The organism is Janthinobacterium sp. GL_088 (genome assembly GCF_057837845.1).
This window is the reverse complement of record NZ_CM174453.1, coordinates 2666165-2688002: the sequence shown is the minus strand read 5'-3', so window position 1 is coordinate 2688002 and position 21838 is coordinate 2666165. Positions and strand designations below refer to the sequence as shown.

The 21838-nt window shown below is 62.9% G+C and carries 25 protein-coding genes; 10 read left to right on the top strand and 15 right to left on the bottom strand.

The window, feature by feature from the left end; all coding sequences use genetic code 11:
- The first annotated feature begins 4 nt into the window (after positions 1–4).
- The 3 genes from AC3IQ7_RS12285 (at position 5) to AC3IQ7_RS12275 (ending at position 2266) form a co-directional block, all read left to right on the top strand.
- Positions 5–739, top strand: coding sequence for an ABC transporter ATP-binding protein (locus AC3IQ7_RS12285; RefSeq protein WP_489209813.1), 735 nt, complete (start codon positions 5–7; stop codon positions 737–739).
- A 74-nt stretch (positions 740–813) separates the two neighbouring features.
- Positions 814–1713, top strand: coding sequence for a subclass B3 metallo-beta-lactamase (gene bla / locus AC3IQ7_RS12280; protein ID WP_489209811.1), 900 nt, complete (start codon positions 814–816; stop codon positions 1711–1713).
- A gap of 73 nt (positions 1714–1786) precedes the next feature.
- A complete protein-coding gene (locus AC3IQ7_RS12275; RefSeq protein ID WP_322428564.1) occupies positions 1787–2266 on the top strand; it encodes an META domain-containing protein in 480 nt (159 codons plus the stop codon).
- A gap of 99 nt (positions 2267–2365) precedes the next feature.
- Here the strand turns inward: AC3IQ7_RS12275 and epsC are convergent, their stop codons facing one another.
- On the bottom strand, positions 2366–3319 hold the full coding sequence (epsC, locus tag AC3IQ7_RS12270) for a serine O-acetyltransferase EpsC (protein WP_489209809.1): 954 nt from the start codon (positions 3317–3319) through the stop codon (positions 2366–2368).
- Between the two features lie 189 nt (positions 3320–3508).
- Here epsC and AC3IQ7_RS12265 point away from each other — a divergent pair, with 189 nt between their 5' ends.
- The gene (locus tag AC3IQ7_RS12265) at positions 3509–4684 is read left to right on the top strand and encodes a multidrug effflux MFS transporter (protein ID WP_099379659.1); all 1176 of its coding nucleotides are present in this window, start codon (positions 3509–3511) and stop codon (positions 4682–4684) included.
- A 6-nt stretch (positions 4685–4690) separates the two neighbouring features.
- On the opposite strand, the gene AC3IQ7_RS12260 is transcribed toward AC3IQ7_RS12265, so the two are convergent.
- Positions 4691–4999: a hypothetical protein gene (locus tag AC3IQ7_RS12260; RefSeq protein ID WP_489209807.1), complete on the bottom strand. Its 309-nt coding sequence runs from the start codon at positions 4997–4999 to the stop codon at positions 4691–4693.
- A gap of 80 nt (positions 5000–5079) precedes the next feature.
- Positions 5080–5520 carry a carboxymuconolactone decarboxylase family protein gene (locus AC3IQ7_RS12255; RefSeq protein ID WP_489209805.1) on the bottom strand — a complete coding sequence of 147 codons (441 nt, stop codon included), beginning with the start codon at positions 5518–5520 and terminating at the stop codon, positions 5080–5082.
- 104 nt (positions 5521–5624) lie between these two features.
- Here AC3IQ7_RS12255 and pdxR point away from each other — a divergent pair, with 104 nt between their 5' ends.
- A complete protein-coding gene (gene pdxR / locus AC3IQ7_RS12250; protein ID WP_489209803.1) occupies positions 5625–7097 on the top strand; it encodes a MocR-like pyridoxine biosynthesis transcription factor PdxR in 1473 nt (490 codons plus the stop codon).
- Here pdxR and AC3IQ7_RS12245 read toward each other — a convergent pair.
- From AC3IQ7_RS12245 to trxC, 5 genes are all read right to left on the bottom strand, one after another.
- The gene (locus AC3IQ7_RS12245; protein WP_489209801.1) at positions 7066–7611 is read right to left on the bottom strand and encodes a DUF1287 domain-containing protein; all 546 of its coding nucleotides are present in this window, start codon (positions 7609–7611) and stop codon (positions 7066–7068) included. The two genes, pdxR and AC3IQ7_RS12245, sit on opposite strands and share 32 nt — an antisense overlap.
- Before the next feature lie 107 nt (positions 7612–7718).
- Positions 7719–8054, bottom strand: coding sequence for a DUF6616 family protein (locus AC3IQ7_RS12240; RefSeq protein ID WP_489209799.1), 336 nt, complete (start codon positions 8052–8054; stop codon positions 7719–7721).
- 18 nt (positions 8055–8072) lie between these two features.
- Positions 8073–8819: a HEAT repeat domain-containing protein gene (locus AC3IQ7_RS12235; protein WP_489209797.1), complete on the bottom strand. Its 747-nt coding sequence runs from the start codon at positions 8817–8819 to the stop codon at positions 8073–8075.
- Positions 8816–9325 carry a MarR family winged helix-turn-helix transcriptional regulator gene (locus AC3IQ7_RS12230; protein WP_442778341.1) on the bottom strand — a complete coding sequence of 170 codons (510 nt, stop codon included), beginning with the start codon at positions 9323–9325 and terminating at the stop codon, positions 8816–8818. Before AC3IQ7_RS12230 ends, AC3IQ7_RS12235 begins: the two co-directional genes overlap by 4 nt.
- 70 nt (positions 9326–9395) lie before the next feature.
- Positions 9396–9848 carry a thioredoxin TrxC gene (gene trxC, locus AC3IQ7_RS12225; protein ID WP_099379667.1) on the bottom strand — a complete coding sequence of 151 codons (453 nt, stop codon included), beginning with the start codon at positions 9846–9848 and terminating at the stop codon, positions 9396–9398.
- Between the two features lie 147 nt (positions 9849–9995).
- Between trxC and AC3IQ7_RS12220 the strand changes: the two genes are divergently transcribed.
- On the top strand, positions 9996–11423 hold the full coding sequence (locus tag AC3IQ7_RS12220) for a coniferyl aldehyde dehydrogenase (protein ID WP_489209795.1): 1428 nt from the start codon (positions 9996–9998) through the stop codon (positions 11421–11423).
- A 4-nt stretch (positions 11424–11427) separates the two neighbouring features.
- On the opposite strand, the gene AC3IQ7_RS12215 is transcribed toward AC3IQ7_RS12220, so the two are convergent.
- Positions 11428–12033 carry a LysE/ArgO family amino acid transporter gene (locus AC3IQ7_RS12215; RefSeq protein ID WP_034785705.1) on the bottom strand — a complete coding sequence of 202 codons (606 nt, stop codon included), beginning with the start codon at positions 12031–12033 and terminating at the stop codon, positions 11428–11430.
- A gap of 202 nt (positions 12034–12235) precedes the next feature.
- On the opposite strand from AC3IQ7_RS12215, the gene AC3IQ7_RS12210 reads away from it, so the two are divergent.
- Positions 12236–13126, top strand: coding sequence for a LysR family transcriptional regulator ArgP (locus tag AC3IQ7_RS12210; protein WP_099379669.1), 891 nt, complete (start codon positions 12236–12238; stop codon positions 13124–13126).
- Positions 13127–13231: 105 nt separating this feature from the next.
- The gene (locus tag AC3IQ7_RS12205; RefSeq protein WP_489209794.1) at positions 13232–14266 is read left to right on the top strand and encodes an alpha/beta hydrolase; all 1035 of its coding nucleotides are present in this window, start codon (positions 13232–13234) and stop codon (positions 14264–14266) included.
- A 118-nt stretch (positions 14267–14384) separates the two neighbouring features.
- Here the strand turns inward: AC3IQ7_RS12205 and AC3IQ7_RS12200 are convergent, their stop codons facing one another.
- The 6 genes from AC3IQ7_RS12200 to AC3IQ7_RS12175 all read right to left on the bottom strand — a co-directional run bounded on the left by AC3IQ7_RS12200 (position 14385) and on the right by AC3IQ7_RS12175 (position 18985).
- On the bottom strand, positions 14385–15023 hold the full coding sequence (locus tag AC3IQ7_RS12200) for a phasin family protein (protein WP_099379670.1): 639 nt from the start codon (positions 15021–15023) through the stop codon (positions 14385–14387).
- Between the two features lie 280 nt (positions 15024–15303).
- Positions 15304–15639, bottom strand: a complete 336-nt coding sequence (locus tag AC3IQ7_RS12195) for a hypothetical protein (RefSeq protein WP_099379671.1) — start codon at positions 15637–15639, stop codon at positions 15304–15306.
- 26 nt (positions 15640–15665) lie between these two features.
- Positions 15666–16037: a VOC family protein gene (locus tag AC3IQ7_RS12190; protein WP_099379672.1), complete on the bottom strand. Its 372-nt coding sequence runs from the start codon at positions 16035–16037 to the stop codon at positions 15666–15668.
- 114 nt (positions 16038–16151) lie between these two features.
- Entirely contained in the window at positions 16152–17423 is a 1272-nt protein-coding gene (locus tag AC3IQ7_RS12185) for a YncE family protein (protein ID WP_489209792.1), read from the bottom strand.
- Positions 17424–17477: 54 nt separating this feature from the next.
- The gene (locus tag AC3IQ7_RS12180) at positions 17478–18248 is read right to left on the bottom strand and encodes a creatininase family protein (protein WP_489209790.1); all 771 of its coding nucleotides are present in this window, start codon (positions 18246–18248) and stop codon (positions 17478–17480) included.
- A gap of 272 nt (positions 18249–18520) precedes the next feature.
- Entirely contained in the window at positions 18521–18985 is a 465-nt protein-coding gene (locus AC3IQ7_RS12175) for an SRPBCC family protein (protein WP_099379675.1), read from the bottom strand.
- A gap of 74 nt (positions 18986–19059) precedes the next feature.
- Here AC3IQ7_RS12175 and AC3IQ7_RS12170 point away from each other — a divergent pair, with 74 nt between their 5' ends.
- Both AC3IQ7_RS12170 and AC3IQ7_RS12165 read left to right on the top strand, forming a co-directional pair.
- Complete coding sequence (locus tag AC3IQ7_RS12170) at positions 19060–19476, top strand: hypothetical protein (RefSeq protein ID WP_489209788.1); 417 nt, start codon at positions 19060–19062, stop codon at positions 19474–19476.
- A gap of 193 nt (positions 19477–19669) precedes the next feature.
- On the top strand, positions 19670–21121 hold the full coding sequence (locus AC3IQ7_RS12165) for a serine hydrolase (protein WP_489209786.1): 1452 nt from the start codon (positions 19670–19672) through the stop codon (positions 21119–21121).
- Positions 21122–21838 lie beyond the last annotated feature (717 nt).

Genomic DNA, 21838 nt, shown 5'->3' with positions numbered 1-21838 from the left:
ACGCATGACCGCCCTGCTTGACATTGCCATCCATGACAAATCCTATGGCGCGCGGCGCGTGCTGCATAACCTCCAGTTGCAGCTGCGCCAGGGCGAGATCGTCAGCCTGATCGGCGCCAGCGGCTGCGGCAAGAGCAGCCTGCTATCGATCGTGGCAGGCCTCGATACGGACTTCCGCGGCACCCTGCGCCTCGACGGCAAGCTGCTGGCGGGCGTGCACGCCGACATCGGCCTGATCTTCCAGGAACCGCGTTTGTTTCCCTGGCTGACGGTGGCGCAAAACATCGCCTTCGGCCTCGGTGCTGGCGGCGAAGACGATCCCAGGGTCGCGCAATTGCTGGAGGAAGTAGGCTTGCAAGGCCACGCGCACAGCCTGCCCAAGCAGCTGTCGGGCGGCCAGGCGCAGCGCGCGGCGATTGCCCGCGGCCTGTTTGGTCAGCCCCGCATCCTGCTGCTGGACGAACCGTTTTCCGCCGTCGACGCTTTTACGCGCATGAAGCTGCAAGACTTGCTGGCCGCCGTCGCCGCGCGCCATGGCTTGAGCGTGCTGCTGGTGACGCACGATATCGATGAAGCGCTGTACCTGAGTGATCGCATCGTCATGCTCGACACGCGCGCCGGACCGCCACGCGCCCAGTACGACGCAAGCGCACCCCGGCCCCGCCTGCGCACGCCGGCGGCGCAAGCCCAATTAAAGGAGGCCATCCTCGGCGAACTGCACGCCGCGCACGCAATCTGACACCAGGCGCCATTTGCGTCCAGCCCCGTTCCGTGTCAGCATATGCCACCCTGGCACCACGGATAAGGATCGCAATGCCCCCCACTCTTACACGCACGCTGGCACTGGTGCTGCTGGCAGGCCATGCTTCCCTGGCATGGGCGCAGGCGCCAGTCACGCCACCGACGCCAGGCTGCGAGGTCTGCGCCACCTGGAACGCGGACCAGGCGCCGTTCCCCATCTTCGGTAATACCTATTATGTGGGCGTGAAAGGCCTCAGTTCCGTGCTGGTGACGTCGCCGCAGGGCCACGTGCTGATCGACGGCGGCTTGCCGGAATCGGCGCCCAAGATCATCACCAATATCGCCACCCTGGGCTTTCGCATCGAGGACGTCAAGCTGATACTCAATTCGCATGGGCATATCGACCATGCGGGCGGCCTGGCCGAACTGCAGCGGCGCAGCAATGCGCTGGTGGCCGCCAGCCCGTCGGCCGCGCTGGACCTGGCGTCGGGCGAAGTGGGCCCGGACGACCCGCAATACCACGCGCTGCCCAAGTACCCGCCCGTCAAGGACATGCGCCTGGCGCGCGACGGCAGCCAGTTCAACGTCGGCCCCGTCAACCTGACGGCGCATGCCACGCCGGGCCACACGCCCGGAGGCTTGAGCTGGACGTGGCAATCGTGCGACGGCCCCCGCTGCCTGCACATGGTCTACGCGGACAGTGTCAACGCCGTTTCGCGTCCCGGCTTCAAATTCAGCGCCAGCAGCGAGTATCCGAACGCAGTGGCGGACTTGCGCCACAGCTTCGAGACCCTGGAAAAACTGCCTTGCGACGTGCTGATCTCCGCCCACCCGGAAGCGTCGCAATTGTGGCAACGGCTGGAGGCGAGCGCCACGGCCGGCAGCGTAGCCTTTATCGACCCGCAGGCTTGCCGCGCCTACGTGGCGGCGGCGCGCACCGTGCTCGAGGCGCGCCTGGAGCAGGAACGGTAGACTTGTCAACCGTGCACGCTGGCGCGGCGCCAATCTGCTACGCTGGCGCCATTCATTTAAAGAAGGAAATGCCATGTTCAAACTCGCCAGCCTGATTCCCCTCGCCGCCATCGTCGCCATCACGGCCGGCTGCGCGCAAACGCCCGTGCGCAGCGACGCTGCCGCCGCCGCGCCAGGCGCCACGTCGCCCGCCAAGCCGGCGCCGAAGCTGACGGGCACGCAGTGGAAACTGAAGGAATTGAAGGGCAAGCCAGTGGTGCGCAAGGCGCCCGAACAGCGCGAAGTGACCCTGCAGCTGGCCGAAGGCCGCGCCAGCGGCAACAGCGGCTGCAACCAGATGATGGGCGGCTACACCAGCGATGGCGTCAGCACCCTGAACTTTGGACAGATGGCCGGCACCATGATGATGTGCCAGCCGCAGGACATGGACCTCGAGCGCCTGCTCCTGAGCACCCTGGGCGAAGTCAATGGCTACCGCTACGCCGACCAGGAATTGCTGCTGCTGAAGGATGGCGTGCCCGTGGCGCGGTATGAAGTCTTGACGGTGAAGTAAGTAATTACAAAGCCAGGACTCCCCTGGCGTGAAGAGTGATCGAAAAACGTTCAGGCCAAGGCGCTGCAACGCCGCCATGGGCGTTTTCTCGTCCGCTCTTCAATCATTGCGCATCTGCGCCTGCGATACATTGCTATTCGCTGGCACGCTCTGCGTCAGCCACACATTTCCCCCGATAGTCGATCCCGCGCCGATGGTGATGCGCCCCAGCACGGTCGCACCCGCGTAAATGACCACGTCATCCTCGACGATGGGGTGGCGCGGCGTGCCCTTGATCAGCGCGCCGGAAGCATCGGCTGGAAAACGCTTGGCGCCCAGGGTGACGGCCTGGTACAGGCGCACCCGCTGGCCGATGATGGCAGTCTCGCCGATCACCACGCCCGTGCCATGGTCGATGAAAAAGGAGGCGCCGATGTGCGCGCCCGGATGGATATCGATGCCCGTCAGGGTGTGCGCGATGTCGGCGATCAGGCGCGCCAGGAACGGTGCACCGAGCGCGTGCAGGCGGTGGGCCAGGCGGTGGTACAGGATGGCGATGGTGCCCGGGTAGCACAGCATGATCTCGGCCACCGAGGTGGCGGCCGGGTCGCCTGCGTAGGCGGCCTGCACGTCCGACACCAGCAGGGCGCGGATATCGGGCAGGCTGGCGGCGAACGCGCGCGTGATGTCGCGCGCCTGCTGCGCCAGGGCCGCGTCGTCGCTGGCGCCATCGCCCTCATCGCCGGCCGGAACGGCGTGAGCCGGAGCCGAGAACAGCAAGCCGCGCCGCACCTGTTCGCTGAGGCGGTTCAAAGTGGTATTGAGGGTGTCGCCGACAAAGTAGTCGATGCTTTCGTCCGTCAGGTTGGGTCGCCCGTAATGCGTGGGGAACAGGGCCGCCGACAAGCCGTTGACGATGGTGGTGAGGGCTTCGCGCGACGGCAGTTCACGCACCCTGCCGTTATGGCGGATCTTGTGCTTGTCTTCGCGCGAGCTGCGCAAGGCCTGGATCACGGGTCCCAGGTTCCACTGGGCCGTGTCGTCGGCGGGCGCCGCGGGATAAATGCTGTGCATGGCGTATCACTTCCAGAAAACGGCGAACAGGCCGGGTCGCCCCAGCTTAGCGGTGGCGACAAGCGATGCAAACGAAGAATTTCAAGGTTGCATATGCGAAAAACGCATATGGATCGCGTGGCGGCCAGCGATCAAACCCGATTGTTGCCACTAGCGTAAAATGACGGACTAACAAAAACACTCTTCAACATGACTAAATTATTAACATGGATCTTGGCGGGCCTGGCGATGGTCGGACCGCTTGCAATTGACACCTATCTGCCGTCTTTCCCCGCCATCGTGCACGATTTCAATGCCAGCCCCCTGCTGGTGCAGCAGACCCTGAGCTTTTTCCTGTTCACGTTCGCCTTCATGATGCTGTTTTACGGCACCCTGTCCGACTCGTTCGGCCGCCGTCCCGTGATTCTCGTCTCGCTGGTGCTGTATGTGATCGCCTCCGTGGGCGCCGCGCTGGCGCCGTCGCTGGGCTGGCTGCTGGCCTGGCGCGTGCTGCAGGGGCTGTCGGCGGGCGCCGGTTCCGTGATCGGCCGCGCCATCGTGCAAGACCGCTATTCGGGCGCCGCCGCGCAAAAAATTCTTTCCCACATCATGATGGTGTTCGCGCTGGCACCGGCCATCGCGCCCGTGCTGGGCGGCTGGCTGCAGGTGGGCCTGGGCTGGCGCTGGATCTTCTGGTTCCTCACGGCGTTTGGCGTGCTGATGTTCGTCGTCGTCTGGCGCGCGCTGCCGGAGAGCCTGCCGAAGGAGCAGCGCCACGCCTTCCACCTGGGCGACATCGCCGTCAATTACTGGAAAGTGCTGTGCCACCGCCAGTTCCTGCTGCTGTCGACGGCCATCGGCGCCGCCTTTGGCGGTTTCGCCCTGTACATCGGTTCGGCTGCCTACTTCATCATCAACATCCTGCATTTGCCGGAAACGGCGTTCGCCTGGCTGTTCATTCCCTTAATTAGCGGCATGGTGTTCGGTTCGGCCCTGTCGGCGAAAATCGCCCACCGCTACAGCCAGCGCCAGATGATCTGGGCCGGCTTCATCTTGATGCTGGTGGCGGCTGCAGCCAACATCGGCTACAACTATGTCTTTGCCGCCGAAGTGCCATGGGCCGTGCTGCCCCTGTTCTTCTATTCGTTCGCCCTGTCGATCGCCATGCCGCCGATGACTTTGATGGCCTTGAACCACTTCCCCAACAACAGCGGCCTGGCGTCGTCGATGCAATCGTTCATCCAGATGCTGCTGTTCGCGCTGGTCTCGGGCCTGGTGGCGCCGCTGCTGTTCGACAGCGCCTTGAATCTGGCGTATGGCGTGATGGCTGGACTGCTAGTGAGTTTATTGTGCTGGGTGTTTGCGCAGGGCAAGGCCAACGAGTAGGTCGGATCAGGGCCACGGCGCAGGCGTCACATCCTGGTATTGCGCCCCGCCCTGCTCCGGTTCGGCCTCATCATTTTGCGCCGGCTGGTTCAAGGAACCGGCCGGCGAACGCAAGCTCAATATCTCCTTGCGCGCCTCGACGAAGTCGGCCGAACTGAGGGGGTGCTGCTGGTCCGGCCAGTGGCTGACGGCCCATTCCTGCAACGCTTCGTAGCGCCGCCACAGTTCGGCGATGAATTCGCGGCGCGCTTCTTCCTGCGCTTCTTCCTGCTGTGCCGGCGTCTTTTCGGCGCCGTCCCCGATAGGTACTTGCATGGCTGCTCCCTGGCTGATCAATCGTCCTGCCAGCCTACGCAGCAGCAAACCATACGTCTGTTCGCGAACGAACACAGAACTTATACAGGCATCTTGCGGAAGCCCACGGCCAGGCGGTTCCAGGTATTGATGGAGCCGATGGCCAGAGTGATGTTGACCATTTCCGCCGGTGTCAATTGTTCCGCCAGCGCCGCATACACGTCATCCGGTGCCTGGCTTTGCGGCAGCAGGGTCAACGCTTCCGTCCAGGCCAGCACGGCCCGCTCGCGCGGCGTGAAGAACGGTGTTTCGCGCCAGACGGACACGGCATACAGGCGGCGCTCCGTTTCGCCCGCCTTGCGCGCGTCGCTCGTGTGCATGTCCACGCAAAAGGCGCAGCCGTTGATTTGCGAGGCGCGCAGGCGGATCAGTTCGAGCAGCGAGTGTTCCACGCCGAGCTTGGCGATCGCCGCTTCCAGCGCGTACATGGCCTTGACGGCGTCCGGCGAAGCTTGTGTGAAGTCGAGTCGTTGCTGTGTCATGATGCATTCCTTGAGAGAGTAAAGATGCACCATTGTAGAAGCGCAAGCAGTACGCGCGGCAGGCCAATCCTCCCGAAAAACAGCAGACCACCAGCAGACACACCATGGAATTACATATCCTGATCGACGGCACGCGCGACCTGGGCGGCCAGCTGTACCGCCAGCTCAGCGAGGCCATCCGCTCGGGCCGGCTGACGGACGGCCAGCAATTGCCGCCCTCGCGCCTGCTGGCCAGCCAACTGGGCCTGTCGCGCAAGACGGTATCCGACGTATATGACAAGCTCGGCTATGAAAAGCTGCTGGTCGGCAAAGTAGGCGTGGGCAGCTTCGTGCAGACGCCGCACGCGTCGCCGCAGCGCCGCCACGCCAGCACGCCGCTGGCCAGCGCGCAGCGCATCGCCCGCTGGGAAGCGACGCCCACGCCCCTGCGCCGCGCCAGCCAGGAAACGCCAGCGCGCTACGCCTTCATCGGCGGGCGCGCCACGCCCGCGCACTTCCCGCAGGATGAATGGCGCGCCTGCATGCTGCACGCGCTGCGCCAGGGTGGCCAGGCACGCGGCCGCTATGGCCCTGTCGCCGGCTTGCCGTCCTTGCGCGCGGCGATTGCCGGCCATGCCGCCTTCAGCCGCGGCATCCATTGCACCGAAGAACAAGTGCTCGTCACCAGCGGCGCACAGCAAGCCTTGCACCTGCTGGCGCTGACCTTGCTGGAAGCGGGCGACACGGTTGCCGTGGAAGAACCCGGTTACCCGGTGGCACGCGCCGTGTTCGCCAGCCAGGGCGCCCGCGTGGTGGGCGTCGACGTGGACGAGGATGGCATCATCGTCGGGCAAATCCCGGACGGCACACGCTTGATCTATGTCACGCCCGCCCATCAATTTCCGCTCGGCATGCCGATGAGCATGGCGCGCCGCCATGCCTTGCTGGAGCGGGCGCATCAGCTGGGCGCCATCATCATTGAAGACGATTACGACAGCGCCTTCCGTTACGAAGGCCGGCCCGAGGATTCCCTGCAAAGCATGGACCGCTACGGCGTCGTCGCCCATGTGGGCAGCTTTTCCAAGATCATGCTGCCGGAATTGCGGCTCGGCTATGCGGTGCTGCCGCAAGCCATCGTGGCCGCCGTGGAAACGGTGAAATACCTGAGTGATTGCCATACGGCCACCCTGGGCCAGCATGCGCTGGCCAAATTCATCGGCGATGGCCATTTGCTGCGCCACATCCGCCGCTGCCACGATATTTATGCGGGGCGGCGCGAGCGGCTGCAGCACTGGTTCAACGGCCCGCTGGCGCCGTGGTTCCGCCTGGTGCCGGCCAGCGCCGGCTTCCACGTGGCGGCCCTGGCCCAGGCGCCGCTCGATATCGCCGAATTGCTGCGCCGGGCGCGCCTGGCCGACGTCAGCCTGTATGCGCTATCGGGTTTTTATCACGGAGAGGCGCGTCATGCAGGACTGTTTCTCGGCTATGGCGCCATCGACAAGCTCGATATCGACACGGCGCTGGCCCTCGTGCTGGCGATCCTGCAGGAAATAGCACCGCTGGCCATCAACGGGGTTGCCAGCGATAATGTCCCGTGATGGGATAGCTGAACAGAATATTTTCCTCGCGCGCGCCCTCGCCGATGTTGTGGATGATCAACGGCACGCCGCTCCACGATTGCTTGTCGCTGACGATGCCGATGTGCGTGAGATTGCGCGGCAGGCGCCAGGTGACGATGTCGCCCGCGCGGTAAGCGTTCGCTTCCTTGCTTGGCGGCAAGCTGGTGCCATGGCGGGCAAAGTACGTGCCCAGGTTCGGCACGCGGCGATGGTCGATATTGCGGTCCGGCCCCTTCATTTGCCAGCGTCCCTGCTGCTGGTACACCTGCCACGCCTTGCGCATGTCTTCGTGCACCAGCACCTGCAAATCCTGCCCCAGCTGGCGGTAGGCACGCACGACCACGTCCGTGCACACGCCCCGTTCGAGCGGCACGTCGCCGCCCGGATAGGCGAGCCGTTCATAGCGCGGATCATATTGCAGGGTGACGCCCACCTGCTTGCGGGCGGCGGCGACGAGGGCTTGCGGGGTGGCAGGGATTGCCGACGCGAGCATGGGCGCCAGGACAAGCATCAGGGTGGAAAGCAGTTTAATTGGCATCAACGTCGGTGGTCGGATGGAAATGCCAACTTTACCGCAGTGGCAAGGAATACGCCGTACGCTTAGACGCCGGCCAGTTGCGCCAGGTGGGCAGGAAAATCCACGGCCGGGCCAGCCGCATTAATGGTATCAAAATAATCATGCCAGCCCGTGGCGGCGATGCCGTCCAATAAGGCGTCCAGTGCCGCCTCGTCCGGGAAGCGCCAGACGGCATAGAATTGCTGGGCAGCCGCATGCAGCTTGCCACCATCGATGGCGCCCATGGCCAGCGCTTCGGCACCCGTTCCGGACAAGGCCGCCATGCCGGCGCCCACCATGTCGAAATACGCCTGGCGCGCGGCGCCGTCGAGGGCCAGCCAGGCCGGTTTCGGGCTGTACAGTTCTAACAGGTATTGCATGTTTTTCCTCCAAAAAAATTAAGAAATCGAACGCTGTGCCCGCTTGCAGATGCGCTGTGTGGCGGCAACGGGGCTTTCCAGCAGCCATTGCGCGCACAGGCTGCGCACCCAGTCCGGCTGGCTCTTGGCCGCATCGTTGAGCCAGTTGGCCACGGAATCCTGCACATAGACGGCCGGGTCGGCACGCAAGGCTTGCAGCACGGGCAAGGCCAGCTGCGGCTGCTCTTTTAGCCGGGCAATATGCGCGCACCACACGCCGCGCGGGCGCAGCGCTTCGCAGGCGAAACGGCGCACTCTTTCCGACGGGTCTGCCGTCCACGGCGCCAGCAAGGCAATCGCCTCCTCAAGATGCGCAGCCAGATGGGGCCGCAGCGCCAGCCAGGCCCATTCGCGCACGCCGAAATGGCCATCATCGGCCAGCGGGCGCATGGCGGTCAGCTGCTGCGGCAAGGGCCAGCCCGCCTGGCTGGCGATGGCAAAGCAGGCCCAGCCGCGTACCGTGTCGGAGGCATGTGCTTGCAGCAGCGCCAGGTCGGTGTTGGCCTCGAGCAGCAATTGCGCCGCCAGTGCCATGCGTCTGGTGATACCGGCTGCGGCCTGCGCGCGCAGTTGCTCCAGGCGCGCGGCGCCGATAGCGGGCACGGCCGCGGCCAGCAACTGGGCGAAATCGATGGCCAGCCCTTCCGTCAGGGTGGCGCTGGCCACGCTGCCCCCGTTCAGCAGGGCCAGGCGCGCGGGAGCGATGTCGGCGACGCCACGGCTCATGCGGCACCTCGATCCGTCTTGCGCCAGGCTTTTTCCAGCAGCGCGCTCAACAACTGCATTTCCTCAGCCGTGAAATCGGCAAACAGGCTGGCGATCCATTGCGCGTGCTCATCGACCAGGCTCGCGGCGGCCATTTCTCCCTTGGCGCTCAGGCGCACCAGCAGCTTGCGCCGGTCGACCTGGTCTGCGTGACGCGCCAGGAAACCGTCGCGCTCCAGGCCGTCGAGCAAGCCCGTGATGGTGCCGCGCGTCACGCCGGCCCGCTCGGCCAGTTCGTGCGGCGACAGTCCGTCAGGCACGTCGCGCAGCAGGGACAACAAGACAAATTTGCCTTCCGACAAGCCGTGCCGGCCCAGGCGCGCGGCGCAATCGCCATCGATGGCGGAGGCCAGCCCCAGCACTTCAAAGCACAGCCGCAACTGGCCGATGGACCGCGTCATGTCGAGACCGCTGGCGCGGCGCTGCACGTCGCCAAGCAGGGCCGCGTATTTTTGTTCGAGTTTTATCATATGGCGCAATATAATATGGCACCATACTAAATGTCAAATGGAAAACCGTCACGGTTTTCCTGTCGGCTCAAAAGCGGGCTTTGTCCCGCGCCCACGCGATGATGGCTTGCGCATCGATGGCGCCTGGCTGGCGCGCCACTTCCACGCCTTTGCGGAACAGCGCCAGGGTGGGAATGCTGCGGATATTGAAACGGCTGCCCAAGTCCGGCGACGCTTCCGTATTCACCTTGACGACGCGAAACGCCGGCTCCAGGGTCTTCGCGGCTTGCACATAGAATGGCGCCATGCTGCGGCAGGGGCCGCACCACGGCGCCCAGAAATCGACCAGCACGGGAATGTCGCTGCGTTCGATATGCTTGAGGAAGCGGGCGCTGGCCAGATCCACGGGCTGGCCCGTAAACAAATCCTTCTGGCACTTGCCGCAAGTGGGCTGCTCAATCAGGCGGGCGGCCGGCAGGCGGTTGACGGCGTCGCAATGGGGGCACACGATGTGCAGGGAGTCTGGCGTGGTCGAGGTCATGGCATTCCTGGAAAGGGTAGCGTACAGTTGCCGGACATTTTACGGCGTATCATGCAAGGCCGTCGGCACGCTGGCGGCACTTATCCGGATAGTCCACTATAGTGCGGTGGAACGGCGCGCACATTGCCGAGCCAGCCAAGGAAAACAATGCCTGATGTCGCAGAAAATAGGGAACTGAGCACCGACCTTGCCGCGGTCCTGGCCGTGCAGCGTGCCGCCTGCCTGGCCCGACCCGTGCCGAGCCTGGCCGAGCGCAAACGCGACCTGCAAACCTTGCAGCGCTTCATCCGCGACCATAAAGACGCGCTCTGCGAAGCGATCAGCGCCGATTATGGCAACCGTTCACGCCACGAAACCTTGCTGGCGGAGATCTTTCCCGCCATTGACGGCATAGCCCATGTATTAAAACACTTGAAGAAATGGATGCGGCCGCAGCGCCGTGGCGTCGACTGGCGCAATTTCCCTGGCGCCCGTAACCGCGTGCTGCCGCAGCCGCTGGGCGTGGTGGGCGTCATCGTGCCGTGGAATTTTCCCGTGAACCTGAGCCTGGTGCCCTTGACCTATATCTTTGCCGCCGGCAACCGCGCCATGGTCAAGATGAGCGAAAACTCGCGCCACCTGGCGCGGCTGCTGATCGACAAGATGCCCGCCTACTTTCCGCCTGAAAAACTGCAATTCTTTGACGAGACGGGCGGCGTGGGCATGGCGTTTTCGCAATTGCCGTTCGACCACCTGCTGTTTACGGGTTCCGGCCAGACGGGCCGGGCCGTCATGGCGGCCGCCGCGCGCAATCTGTGCCCCGTGACCCTGGAGCTGGGCGGCAAGGCGCCCGCCATCGTCTGCGCCGATTTCGATGTGCGCACAGCAGCCGAGCGCATCCTATTCGTCAAGTACCTCAACGCGGGGCAAATCTGCACCTGCGTCGACCACGCCTGGCTGCCCGAAGCCAGCATCGCCGCCTTCGTCGACCATGCGCGCCAGATCATGCCGGCCCGCTATGCCGGGCTGGACACGCCCGACTACACCTCCATCATCGACGCGGCTGCCTTTGAGCGCCTGCTGCAGGCACTCGACGAGGCGCGCACACGGGGCGCGCAAGTGATTTCGCTGTTGCCGGGGCCGTCATATGACCGCGCCACGCGCAAGATCGCGCCGCACATCGTGCTCGACGCGCCCGAGGACAGCCTGCTGCTGACGCGGGAAATCTTCGGCCCCATCCTGCCGCTGCGCGGCTATACCGACCTGGAAAGCGTGATCGACAGCATCAACGCGGGGCCGCGCCCGCTGGCCATCTATCCATTCAGCAATGATGCCCGCACGGTGCAGCTGCTGATCGACCGGGTGATGTCGGGCGGCGTGTCCGTCAACGACGCCCTGTACCACGTGGGCCAGCACGACCTGCCCTTCGGCGGCGTGGGCGAGTCCGGCATGGGCCACTACCATGGCGTGGAAGGTTTCCACACCTTCAGCAAGCTGCGGCCCGTGTTTTATCAGGCCCGCTACAGCGCCTTGAAACTGCTGTGGCCGCCGTATGGCAAGCTGGCCAGCCGCGTGCTGGCCTTCCTGACGCGCTGATGCTTTACAGGAACAACGAAGCGGCGATGGCCCACATGACGAGGGCGATGATGCCGTCGAGCACGCGCCAGGCCATGGGCTTGGCGAACACGGGTGCCAGGTAGCGGGCGCCAAAGCCCAGCAGGAAGAACCACAGGGCCGAAGCCATGATGGCGCCGCCGGCGAAGTAGAAGCGTCCCACGCCTTCATGCTGGCCGCCGATCGAACCGAGCAGGATGACCGTATCGAGGAAGGCATGCGGGTTCAGCAGGCTGAACGCCAGCGCCGCGCCGATCACGGCCCAGTAGCCTTCCGGCGACTTGGCGGCCGACACCGTCAAGGCCGTTGGGCGCCAGGCGGACTTGGCGGCGCGCAAGCCATACGCGATCAGGAACGTGGCGCCGCCGGCCTTGGCCCACAGCAGGAAATTGGGGTTGTCGGCAATGAAGGTGCCCATGCCGGCCACGCCTGCCGTGATCAAAATCGCATCGCACACGAGGCAGACCAGGATGCAGGTGAGCACGTAATGGCGTTTCAAGCCCTGCTTGAGCAAGAAGGCGTTTTGCGTGCCGATGGCCACGATCAGGCTCGCTCCGAGCCCCATGCCTTTCAAGAAGATTGCGCTGTCCATATCGATTCCTTTATTGCTTTCCATCACGCGCACGGCCGCCCACGCTCTGCCGGCAACGGCAAAGTCATCAGAGGTAGGTGGAGGGTGGTGCGGAACCAGGAGGACCGCGCGGAAGAGTGGAGTTGTTACCCTATTTCAACAGTGTAAAGAAAAAGTAAATATAAGTATAATGAATGATTCTAACCATATATAAGAGAAACTTATGCGCGTCGTCGATTACCGTGGATTGGCCGCCCTCGACGCCGTGATCGGCCTGGGCAGCTTTGAAAAGGCCGCGCAGGCGCTGGCGATCAGCCAGCCGGCCGTGTCGCAGCGCATCCGCACCCTGGAAAACCTGGAGGGCACCTTATTGATCATCCGCAGCCACCCGCCCCTGCCGACGGAAGCGGGCCAGCGGCTGATCGCCCACTACCGGCAAGTCAAGCTGCTCGAAGCGGCGCTCGACGCCCAGCCCGGCCCCACCACGCAACTGCCGGAACTGGCCATCGCCGTCAACGCCGACAGCGCCGCCACCTGGATCCCGGAAGCGCTGGGGCCGCTGCTGTCGCCGCCGTCGTGCCTGCTCGATATCCGCCTCGACGACCAGGACCATACCCTGAGCCAGTTGCGCGAAGGGCGCGTGTTTGCCTGTGTCACCAGCGCCAACGACCTGGTGGCGGGCACGACGGCCACGCCGCTGGGCGGCATGCGCTATCTGTGCGTGGCCTCGCCCGCGTTCGCGCAGCAATGGTTTCCCCATGGTTTTACGGTGGAAGCCGTCAGCCAGGCGCCCGCCATCACGTTCGGCAGCAAGGATGCGCTGCACGAGCGCTATCTGCAGCACCGCCTCGGCTACACGGGACGCTATCCGCACCACGTGCTCGGTTCGGCGCGCGACTTTGTGCGCTTCATCGAAGCGGGCTATGCGTATGGCATGGTGCCTTTGCTGCAGGCGGAAACGGCGCTGGCCGCCGGCAGACTGGTCGACGTGGCGGCCGGACAGGCACTCGACGTGCCCCTGACCTGGCATGCCTGGGATATCCAGACGCCGCTCACGCGCACCCTGTCGGACGCCGTCATCGCCACGGCGCGTAAATGGCTGTTACAGGATTGATTGACGCATGCAACATTTATCTATGCTATACAGCAACTTACCCGTGTGCGCCCTGCCCTGCCGGGCCTACACTGCAAGCATCAGCCATCACCATCAGGAGCAAGCATGACGATCCTGCGCACCACCCTGCTCGGCGTGCTGGCGGCCATCCCGCTGGCTGCCGGCCTGGCCGCCTGCTCGCCCTTGATGGCCATCAATGCCTTGTCGTCCGGCAGCGCTTCGCAAGTGACGCGCGGCCTGGCCTACGGCCCTCTGCCACGGCAAAAACTCGATGTCTACGCCCCCAAGACCCGCACGGGGCCCGTGCCCGTGGTGGTGTTCTTTTATGGCGGCAACTGGACGACGGGCGAGCGCGCCGACTATGCCTTCGTTGGCCATGCGCTCGCGGCGCGCGGCTATCTGGCCGTGATCGCCGACTACCGCCTGTATCCGGACGTGCACTACCCCGAGATCTTGCAGGATGCGGCCCGCTCCGTGGCCTGGGCCGCGATGGAGTCCAGCCGCCATGGCGGCGACCCGACGCGCTTGTTCGTCATGGGCCATAGCGCCGGCGCCTACAATGCGGCGATGGTGGCGCTCGACGCCAGCCTGCTGGCGCGCCACGGCATGCGCCCACACGACTTGCGGGGCTGGATAGGCCTGGCCGGCCCCTATGATTTTTTGCCGATCGAAAATACCACCACCCGGCCCGTTTTCTTTTACCCTGACACGCCCGCCGCTTCGCAGCCCATCCATCACGTGACGGCCGAGGCTCCGCCCGCCCTGCTGATCGCCCCCTTGCCCGGACAGGATAAACTGGTCGATCCGCAACGCAACACGGGCGGCCTGGCCAATGCCTTGCGGACGCTTGCCAGGCCCGTGACGGAAACCTATTTCGACCACGTGGGCCACGCCACCCTGATCGCCACGCTGGCCGCGCCCTTGCGCAGGCTGGCGCCCACCCTGGACGCCGTCAGCGCCTTCATCGATGCCAACAGCGGCACCGGTGACGCGGTCCCGTCCGCGCTCTTGTCCGCAAACTTGTCTGCAGTCTTGCCAGATACTACCTTGCCAGCAAGCATAACCTTGCCGTCCCGCTCAGCTGGCGCGGCCACGCCAGCCCCTGGACTGCACGCATACGACAAAACGCCCACCCCATAAAGGGAGGGCGCTCTGTCCAAGCCAGGACGCACGATGCTGCGTGCCGGCTGGCCGCATAGCTAGCCGCACCGCAAGGCTCGGCCCTCGCGATGCGGCTCAGCCGCAAGCAGCTTCGTGCTTACTCTTTACGGCTGGCGCTGCTGCTCTTGCTTTGTGCGGAACCCGCTTGCGATACGCTGCCGCTGGCCGAGCCTTCGCTGCCGGCCGACTGCTGGCTGCCCTGGTGGCTGGCGCTTTGCAGGCTTTGACCGTCACGGCTTTGCGCGCCGCGTTGCTGGTCGCGGTTGGCGCCGTTCTGATGATAGGCCTGGAACGGTTCGGCGATGCGCTGCATGGCTTCCTGCTGCTTGCGCACGTTTTTCTCCGTTTCTTCCGACGCCGTGCGGGCCACTTCTTCGGCCAGTGCCTTGGCGGTACGGCTCGTTTCATTCACATGACGCTCTGCCACGTTGGCCAGTTCGACCTGCGTATCGGCTGCCAGGCGCGACAGCTGTTGCTGGTACTTGCGTAATTGCTCGGCGGCTGGCTGGCCGGAAGCAGCAGCCACCTGGAACACATCTTCAGCGCGCTCGACCGTCAGCAGGTTCTGGCTGGTGACGGTGGTTTCTTCCAGCAAGCCTTGCGCCAGTTGCATGTTCAAGTCGCTGAAGTGCTGCACCGACTGGAACAGCGACTTCGACAATCCATTGAAAAAAGCCAGTTGCGCTTCCAGGTGGTTTTTGGCGGCGGGGGTAACACTACGGGAATATGGATACATGGAGTTCCTCATTAAATAGCGGTTGGGTGGACATAAACAGATGGCGACACCACCGGCTGTCGAACGGTAAGGCAGACGGCCGGGCTACGCCACGAAACGCGAAAAAACATATCCGATTGGTGGGAAGATGCTTTGCAACGCGAGTCCCAAGGCTACGTGAGCACCGCAGGTGAGGGATGATCTGGATCAAAGGTGCGCTAGGCTGCGCAGAAAGTTTTGGCTGGACGGCTTGCCCTTGGCAAACGTCAGTGACGGGATGGGAAATCTGTGGCAGGCAGGCTCAACAAGCGGCGCCCGCGCCCGGCGCGACGGGCTTGTAGCCATGGCTGCGCAGCGAAGCTTCCAGCCAGCGGTTGCCATACCAGCCACGCGCCAGCAAGTAACTGAGTTCCGCGGCGGCCATCAGCAGCATCATCGGGCCAATGCGCAGTTCGGTGGCCAGATGGCTGCCAAACCACAGGCACGCATCCATCGCCAGCATGAGCAGCAACAGCCACCAGCGGCGCTTGGCGACGGCCCAGAACGAACCCAGGAACAGGGCCGGCCAGGAAAAACCCGCTTTCACGTAGGCATAGCGGCCGGCATCGTCGGCAAACAGGGTGGCGCTGTGCTTCATGCTGCTCTCTTCAGGAAATAACGGTGTCAGGATTCGGGATGGTGGCAGACGGCTTCGACATTGTGACCATCGGGCCCCAGCACGAACGCGCCATAGTAATTCGGGTGATAGATGGCACGGATGCCCGGGGCGCCGTTATCCTTGCCGCCCGCTGCCAGCGCGGCCTGGTAAAAGGCATCCACCTGGGCACGGTTGTCCGCCGCGAAGGCAAGGTGCATGCCGGCATGCGGCGCGCCGCCCACGCCGAACCAGAAATCGGGCTTGCCATCCTTGCCCAGGCCGACCCAGCCTTGCTCTTCCATCACCACCGACACGCCCAAGGGCGCCAGGGCGGCCGAAAAGAAGGCCTTGCTGGCCTGTGCATCGCTGACATTCAAACCGATGTGATCAAGAATCATGATAGCGCTCCCTGGCGGTAGTGAAATAGGAAATACAGTATGCTCTAATATTGCCTTTTAGGCAAGCATAACTGCAGATCCCGCTCCGTTGCTCCAGGAAGCGCCATGCGCCTGCTAGCGCAGGTTGCCCGTATGACCGAGCGAATAACGGCCCGGCTGCGGCCATACGGTCAGGCCATGCGGTTCCTGGCCTACTTTGACCTTGGCAACGTCGCCGCTGTTCGTATCGATGCGATAAACCACGTCGTCGAAACGGCCGGACAGCCACAGGTACTTGCCATCGGCGCTCACATTGCCCATGTCGGGGCTGCCGCCGCCGGGAATCGGCCAGTTCGCCACGACTTTTTCGGTGGCGAAATCGATCACGCTGACGCTGCCCTTGCCCTTCGGCTTGCCGTGGATACGGTGCGTGCCGCGGTTGGCCACGTACAATTTCTTGCCGTCACGGCTAGGATACAGGCCGTGCGCGCCCACGCCTGTCTGGATGAAGCCGATTTCCTTCAAGGTGGCGCCATCGACGATGTGCACGCCGTCGGCATCCATGTCGGCGATAAAGAATTTCTTGCCGTCCGGCGAAATGCGTATGTCTTGCGGCATGCCCTTCTTGACGCTGCAGATTTCGTTCGCCGGGCCGCCCACGGGGCCTGACTCGGCAAAACGCTTGGCCGGCATCTGCAATTTCAGGTAGCCATCGACCTTGCGGCCCACCAGGTCGATCTTGGCGATGGTGCCGTCGAACTCGCAGGTGAACATGGCGTAGCGGCCGTCATTCGAAAAATCCGCATGGTTGATGCCGCCGCACTGGGGCGTGTCGATCGAATACTGCACGGCCATGGTCTTCGGATCGCGGAAATCGAGGCGGTGGCGCGCTTCGGCCACGACGATGGCAGACTTGCCGTCCGGCGTGTAATACATATTGTAGGGATCGTCCACGGGCACTTCCTTGCCCGGCTTGCCCGTCAAGGGGTCGATCGGCGTCAAACTGCCCTTGTCCGTGCGCTCGGCATTGTTCGCCACCCACAGGGTACGCAGGTCCCATGACGGCACCACGTGCTGCGGGCCGCTGCCGACCTTGAACTTGTCGACCACTTTCAGGCTGTCCTGGTCGATCACGTAGACGTCGTTCGAGCGCAGATTGGGCACGTAGACCCGGCGTAAATGATCCTTGACGACAGGACTCATATTGCTGCTGGCGATGCTGCCGTACACGTTTTTCGGGTCCACCAGCGGCGGCATGCCCGGCAGCGGCGAATAGGCGGCGGCTGGCGCGATGACGGCTGGAGCCGCCGTGCTGGCGCCGATGACCTGGCTGGCCACGCCCAGGCCGGCCAGTGCGGCAGCCAGGGCGGACAAGGTGACGATGGTGCGTCGTTGAGATTTTTTCATGTGATTTCGCGTCGTTTCGTTGCAAAAGCCGGAAGTTCAACACTTCCAGCGGAATTATTTATGACCTTGCAGCAGCTGCCTGATGGCGGCCACCGAGGTGTCCACCTGCAACTTGATACCGATCTGGCCCAGTTCAGCCGTGGCACGCGTGGCGTCGCCGCGCACGCCATCCGCCACACCGGGCTTGAGCCCGTGGGCCATGGCCTCGCTGCGCACCAATGACGGGTCCGTCGCCAGCATCAGCGCCGCGTCCGCCAAGCCGGCATGCAAGCCGATCTCGGCGCTGCTGTGGCCGCGTTTCTGCAACTCGGCGATATAGGCCGATTGCGTGATGTCATAGTAGTCGAGCAAGGCGTAAGCGCGCGCATCCTTGCCTGTGGAAGCTTTGCCCCAGGCACGGTTCAGTTTATTCGCCACGTTCTGCTCGTTTTTTTGATAGCCGCCATGGTCGCCGAGGAAAATGATGTCGCGGAAACCATGCTGGCGCAGGCTGGCGGCCGCCCCTTCCAGCACGGCTTCGAAGGCGGCCGGTGGAATTGAAATCGTGCCGGCAAAGCGCATGTGGCCGGCCGGCGGAGCAATCGCGCCTTCCGGCACGTAGGAAACAACGGGCGCGACGATGGTATTGCCCAGCTTTTGCGCAATCTGCCGCGCCAGCAGCCCGGCACGCACATTGTGCTTGCCCAGCGCGATATACGGCCCGCTCTGCTCGACGCCGCCAATCGGCACCAGCACGGTGGTGGCGCCATGATCGATACGGCTGCGCAACTCCGTGCTGGTCAACTCTTCCAGCATGACGCTGCTGCTGGCAGCCGCAGCCGCCATGACGGGCGCCGTAAGCAGCAGGCACGAAAACGTCAGGACGAACAGGGAAACGAGGGGGGTGCGTGAAAGGTGGAACGTGGATGGCGCGCAAGGCGCCGTTCGCGGGGGGAACTGCAGAGTCATAAGCCAACATCTTTCCAAGGTCAAAGGCGCCGCGCCCGGCCTTGCCAGGCAAGCTGGCTGCCACGCAAGAATTGTATTCCATCATGACGGGAACGGCACGTTAATTTGACGCGGCAGTTTGCAAGGAATTGACGAGGAGAAACTATCTGTCAGGCTGTCGTCGCGCTAGCCCTGCCCGCCTCGCCATCATGAAGCGTTTCCTTGCGCTTCTCGGCGTAAGCCTTGAGCGAGCGCATCGTCTTGGGTAGCCCCTGCCGGACTTGTTTGGCAACGCCTGGCCCGAACAGAAAGGCAAGCGCTCCCGTGAACCACACGCGGTGAACAACTTGCGATCCGCCATCTGCGGCAACAACCGTGTGCTCGAAATGGATGCGGAACCAAGGGATGTAGCCTTCCACGGTGAAAGAGCGGCCTGCCGTGCGCTCAGTGAGCAGCATCGCAATACCCATCCCCTTGCTGGGAACGATCCTGCCCTGCGTTCCCACCGCGAATGGTCCGTTAAGCCGGGCTTGCTTTGTATCCGGATCCCACAAGTGCCATCGGTCGACCTCGCTCCAAATTTGATCGATGACAACTGGCGGGACTGCAACGTGAATGCTTTCTTCGATTTGCATCAGTGGGGTTCTCCGTATGAATATCAATATAATTGCATGCTGGCTGTACTTGATTACCTTGGATCTGAGAGTCTATGAACGTAACACATTGGCGGGTTGAGGAGCTAAAACATTATTCAGCCGATATCGTTTGGCTTGATGCCGAGGGTGCTCGCCGTGCCTATGATTTGGTGGGCCTTCATGACTCGAAGACGCATCTCGGCTTGAACATTAACACCGTTGACTCCGTCGAGCGGCTCGCATTCGGCAATGATGCGGCCATCGCAACCAAATGGTTACGTGCCCATATGCCGGGAACTCAGCAGGTCGTCGTGGTGTTTGGAGAAGACGAATGCTTCGTCTGCAGCAGTGTATTCCTGGTCGAGAATTGGTCGGATATCTTTATCCCTTCGCGTGACGACGCGATGATGTATTCGAAGGACACGCCGCTTATCCTATTTTATTGCCACGAGAATCAATTCGAGGCGGGACTGCGGATTGTCTTTGATTAAAAGCAGCGAGTGGACAGAAACTGCCCCAAGCAATGGCGTAATTGGCCCACTTTCCATCCATCTGGCCAGTTTGCGTTCTGTACCTCTTTTCAAGCGGCCCGTCGCATGTCTGTTAAGCGGTGAAAAATCACAGCGTATTGTTAATACCTTTACCATGCGCGGCGGGTACCACGCTGCCAAATAAGGGGAAACAATGCAGAAACCGATAGGTCTGATATGTGCGGTCGTATTCGCCTTGAGCGCCGCTGTGAATGCCCAGGCAACCACGCTTGAGCAACTCGTTCGCGCTTATGCTGAACAGCGCGACTTTAGCGGCGTAGTGCTGGTCGCGCGCGATGGCCAGCCCATCTACCAGGCCGCTTTTGGCATGGCACAGCCGGCCTGGAAGGTAGCGGTCACCGACGATAGCGTATTTCGTATCGGCTCACTCAGCAAGCCCCTGACTGCGACTTTGGTCATGCGACTCGCGGAGATTGGCCGTCTCAACCTCGATGAAACCGTTGCCACCTACCTGCCAGCTGCATATGCAGGTACTGACGCGGGGAAAATAACGGTGCGACAACTGCTGGCGCATACGTCCGGCTTGGCCGATCTGCCATCCCGCTACACCGATCCATTCTGGAGCAAAGACGCACGCCGTCATTACACGCCCAAGGAATTCGCCAGCGAATGGATTCCTGGTGCACTGGCAAGCGAACCCGGAATCTGGCGCTACAACAACAACGGCTATTACTTGCTCGGAATGATAGTTGAAGCGGCCACCGGAAAAAGCTATGCCGAGAATATGAAACAATATATCTTTGCACCGGCGGGCATGCAAGACAGCGGTGTATTCGATGGCCGCACAATTATCGCGAAACTTGCACAGGGAACCGTCCAGGCCGACGATGGCACGCGCCTAATGCCCCCCTATATCGATCCATCCGTGTCTTATTCTGCGGCTGGCCTATATTCGACGGCACTCGACCTGGTGCGCTTCGACGCTGCGCTGGCCGGTGGCCGCCTGCTCAACCAGACGTCCCAGCGCGACATGTTTACCAATCGAGGCAAGGGCTATGGCTACGGCTGGGAGGTCGAGGACTGGGCCGTACGCAAAGATGCGCCACTTCCCGTTGTTCTGCATACCGGAAGCGTCCCTGGCTACCAGAGTATCTTTGTGCGCTCCTTATCCGATCATGTGGCTATCGTCATTCTTGACAATGCCTGGCAAGGAGCGACGGTGGTGGCGATGGCAAGAGACATTGCCGACCTTGTGCACGGCAAAGCGGTGGCCTTGCCGCGACGCAGCCTGCAGGCCGCCCTCGGACCGATCCTGTTTCGTGAGGGCCTGGACGCAATGCGTGCCGCCTACATCCGCCTAGGTGTACGCGAGTCCACCATGTACGATGTGAGCGAATCTGCGCTCAACGCTTTTGGCTATAGCCTGTTACGCAAGGGCCAGCCGGAAGCGGCTATCCAGGTCTTTCGCTGGAATGCAGAAGCCTACCCCCTGAGCCATAACGTCCACGATAGTCTGGCTGAAGCCCTGCTTGCATCGGGAGACCGCGAAGGCGCTCGCGCCGGCTATGCCAGGGTATTGGCCTTAGATCCAGGCAATCGCCATGCGACTGAAGAACTGGAAAAGCTCCTGCACACAAATCCCTGAGCAATGGCCGCCTCGGAGCCCAAGCGGACGGAGCCGATTAGCGCTCTGAGACGCTGCCAGTAGCTTGCTCTCCTGATCCATCGTTCTTGAACGATGAAAACCGATGGTTCGTGTCAGAGGCCTGGATTTCCTGCCAGGCACCTGGTGGGCGATCTCGTAGCTGCCTGATGCAACGACGAGATCGGGTTTGACCTGCCTGTCCCCTGCTCTGCAGAGACTCCTGCCACGCTCAAGCAAACGCTGCTTGAGCGTCGGCAGGTTGCCGGCACTACCAGCCGCCGCAACCACCTGTTCGCCAGCGCCGCCGTTATTTACTCGCTGCCCGGTGCCTGCATCGCCACGCGTCTGCTCGCCGCACTACGATTGATCGCCGGCCGCCGCCTGCCAGCACCGCCCTGGCATCATCAAAATCGAAGCCTCGGATCCCACGTCCGAAATCGCACAAATCAATGAATCAGAAGCCGTGCTGAGGCGCGACGCTGCTAAGTTCGGTGGATTCGCACCGACACTTGGCATGAATCCTTGCTTGTAATTCATATATCTTTTTATCAAATAAAAGAAATTGACTATGCAATAGAAGTACATTATATTGAGTCAATAGATAGCGCGTATCAAATAGTGACATCGCAATGTAGGGCATGAGGCAATCCCAGGGGGTGGGTCGGCCTGCCCGCCGCCGCACTTCTTACATGGATGGGCCAGACTTAGTTATTTTGA

What these genes read in the sequence shown, in the direction of transcription:
- AC3IQ7_RS12285 (WP_489209813.1), top strand. Translation starts at nt 5, where the DNA reads ATGACCGCCCTGCTTGACATTGCCATCCATGACAAATCCTATGGCGCG.
- bla (WP_489209811.1), top strand. Translation starts at nt 814, where the DNA reads ATGCCCCCCACTCTTACACGCACGCTGGCACTGGTGCTGCTGGCAGGC.
- AC3IQ7_RS12275 (WP_322428564.1), top strand. Translation starts at nt 1,787, where the DNA reads ATGTTCAAACTCGCCAGCCTGATTCCCCTCGCCGCCATCGTCGCCATC.
- epsC (WP_489209809.1), bottom strand. Translation starts at nt 3,319, where the DNA reads ATGCACAGCATTTATCCCGCGGCGCCCGCCGACGACACGGCCCAGTGG.
- AC3IQ7_RS12265 (WP_099379659.1), top strand. Translation starts at nt 3,509, where the DNA reads ATGACTAAATTATTAACATGGATCTTGGCGGGCCTGGCGATGGTCGGA.
- AC3IQ7_RS12260 (WP_489209807.1), bottom strand. Translation starts at nt 4,999, where the DNA reads ATGCAAGTACCTATCGGGGACGGCGCCGAAAAGACGCCGGCACAGCAG.
- AC3IQ7_RS12255 (WP_489209805.1), bottom strand. Translation starts at nt 5,520, where the DNA reads ATGACACAGCAACGACTCGACTTCACACAAGCTTCGCCGGACGCCGTC.
- pdxR (WP_489209803.1), top strand. Translation starts at nt 5,625, where the DNA reads ATGGAATTACATATCCTGATCGACGGCACGCGCGACCTGGGCGGCCAG.
- AC3IQ7_RS12245 (WP_489209801.1), bottom strand. Translation starts at nt 7,611, where the DNA reads ATGCTCGCGTCGGCAATCCCTGCCACCCCGCAAGCCCTCGTCGCCGCC.
- AC3IQ7_RS12240 (WP_489209799.1), bottom strand. Translation starts at nt 8,054, where the DNA reads ATGCAATACCTGTTAGAACTGTACAGCCCGAAACCGGCCTGGCTGGCC.
- AC3IQ7_RS12235 (WP_489209797.1), bottom strand. Translation starts at nt 8,819, where the DNA reads ATGAGCCGTGGCGTCGCCGACATCGCTCCCGCGCGCCTGGCCCTGCTG.
- trxC (WP_099379667.1), bottom strand. Translation starts at nt 9,848, where the DNA reads ATGACCTCGACCACGCCAGACTCCCTGCACATCGTGTGCCCCCATTGC.
- AC3IQ7_RS12220 (WP_489209795.1), top strand. Translation starts at nt 9,996, where the DNA reads ATGCCTGATGTCGCAGAAAATAGGGAACTGAGCACCGACCTTGCCGCG.
- AC3IQ7_RS12215 (WP_034785705.1), bottom strand. Translation starts at nt 12,033, where the DNA reads ATGGACAGCGCAATCTTCTTGAAAGGCATGGGGCTCGGAGCGAGCCTG.
- AC3IQ7_RS12210 (WP_099379669.1), top strand. Translation starts at nt 12,236, where the DNA reads ATGCGCGTCGTCGATTACCGTGGATTGGCCGCCCTCGACGCCGTGATC.
- AC3IQ7_RS12205 (WP_489209794.1), top strand. Translation starts at nt 13,232, where the DNA reads ATGACGATCCTGCGCACCACCCTGCTCGGCGTGCTGGCGGCCATCCCG.
- AC3IQ7_RS12200 (WP_099379670.1), bottom strand. Translation starts at nt 15,023, where the DNA reads ATGTATCCATATTCCCGTAGTGTTACCCCCGCCGCCAAAAACCACCTG.
- AC3IQ7_RS12195 (WP_099379671.1), bottom strand. Translation starts at nt 15,639, where the DNA reads ATGAAGCACAGCGCCACCCTGTTTGCCGACGATGCCGGCCGCTATGCC.
- AC3IQ7_RS12190 (WP_099379672.1), bottom strand. Translation starts at nt 16,037, where the DNA reads ATGATTCTTGATCACATCGGTTTGAATGTCAGCGATGCACAGGCCAGC.
- AC3IQ7_RS12185 (WP_489209792.1), bottom strand. Translation starts at nt 17,423, where the DNA reads ATGAAAAAATCTCAACGACGCACCATCGTCACCTTGTCCGCCCTGGCT.
- AC3IQ7_RS12180 (WP_489209790.1), bottom strand. Translation starts at nt 18,248, where the DNA reads ATGGCGGCTGCGGCTGCCAGCAGCAGCGTCATGCTGGAAGAGTTGACC.
- AC3IQ7_RS12175 (WP_099379675.1), bottom strand. Translation starts at nt 18,985, where the DNA reads ATGCAAATCGAAGAAAGCATTCACGTTGCAGTCCCGCCAGTTGTCATC.
- AC3IQ7_RS12170 (WP_489209788.1), top strand. Translation starts at nt 19,060, where the DNA reads ATGAACGTAACACATTGGCGGGTTGAGGAGCTAAAACATTATTCAGCC.
- AC3IQ7_RS12165 (WP_489209786.1), top strand. Translation starts at nt 19,670, where the DNA reads ATGCAGAAACCGATAGGTCTGATATGTGCGGTCGTATTCGCCTTGAGC.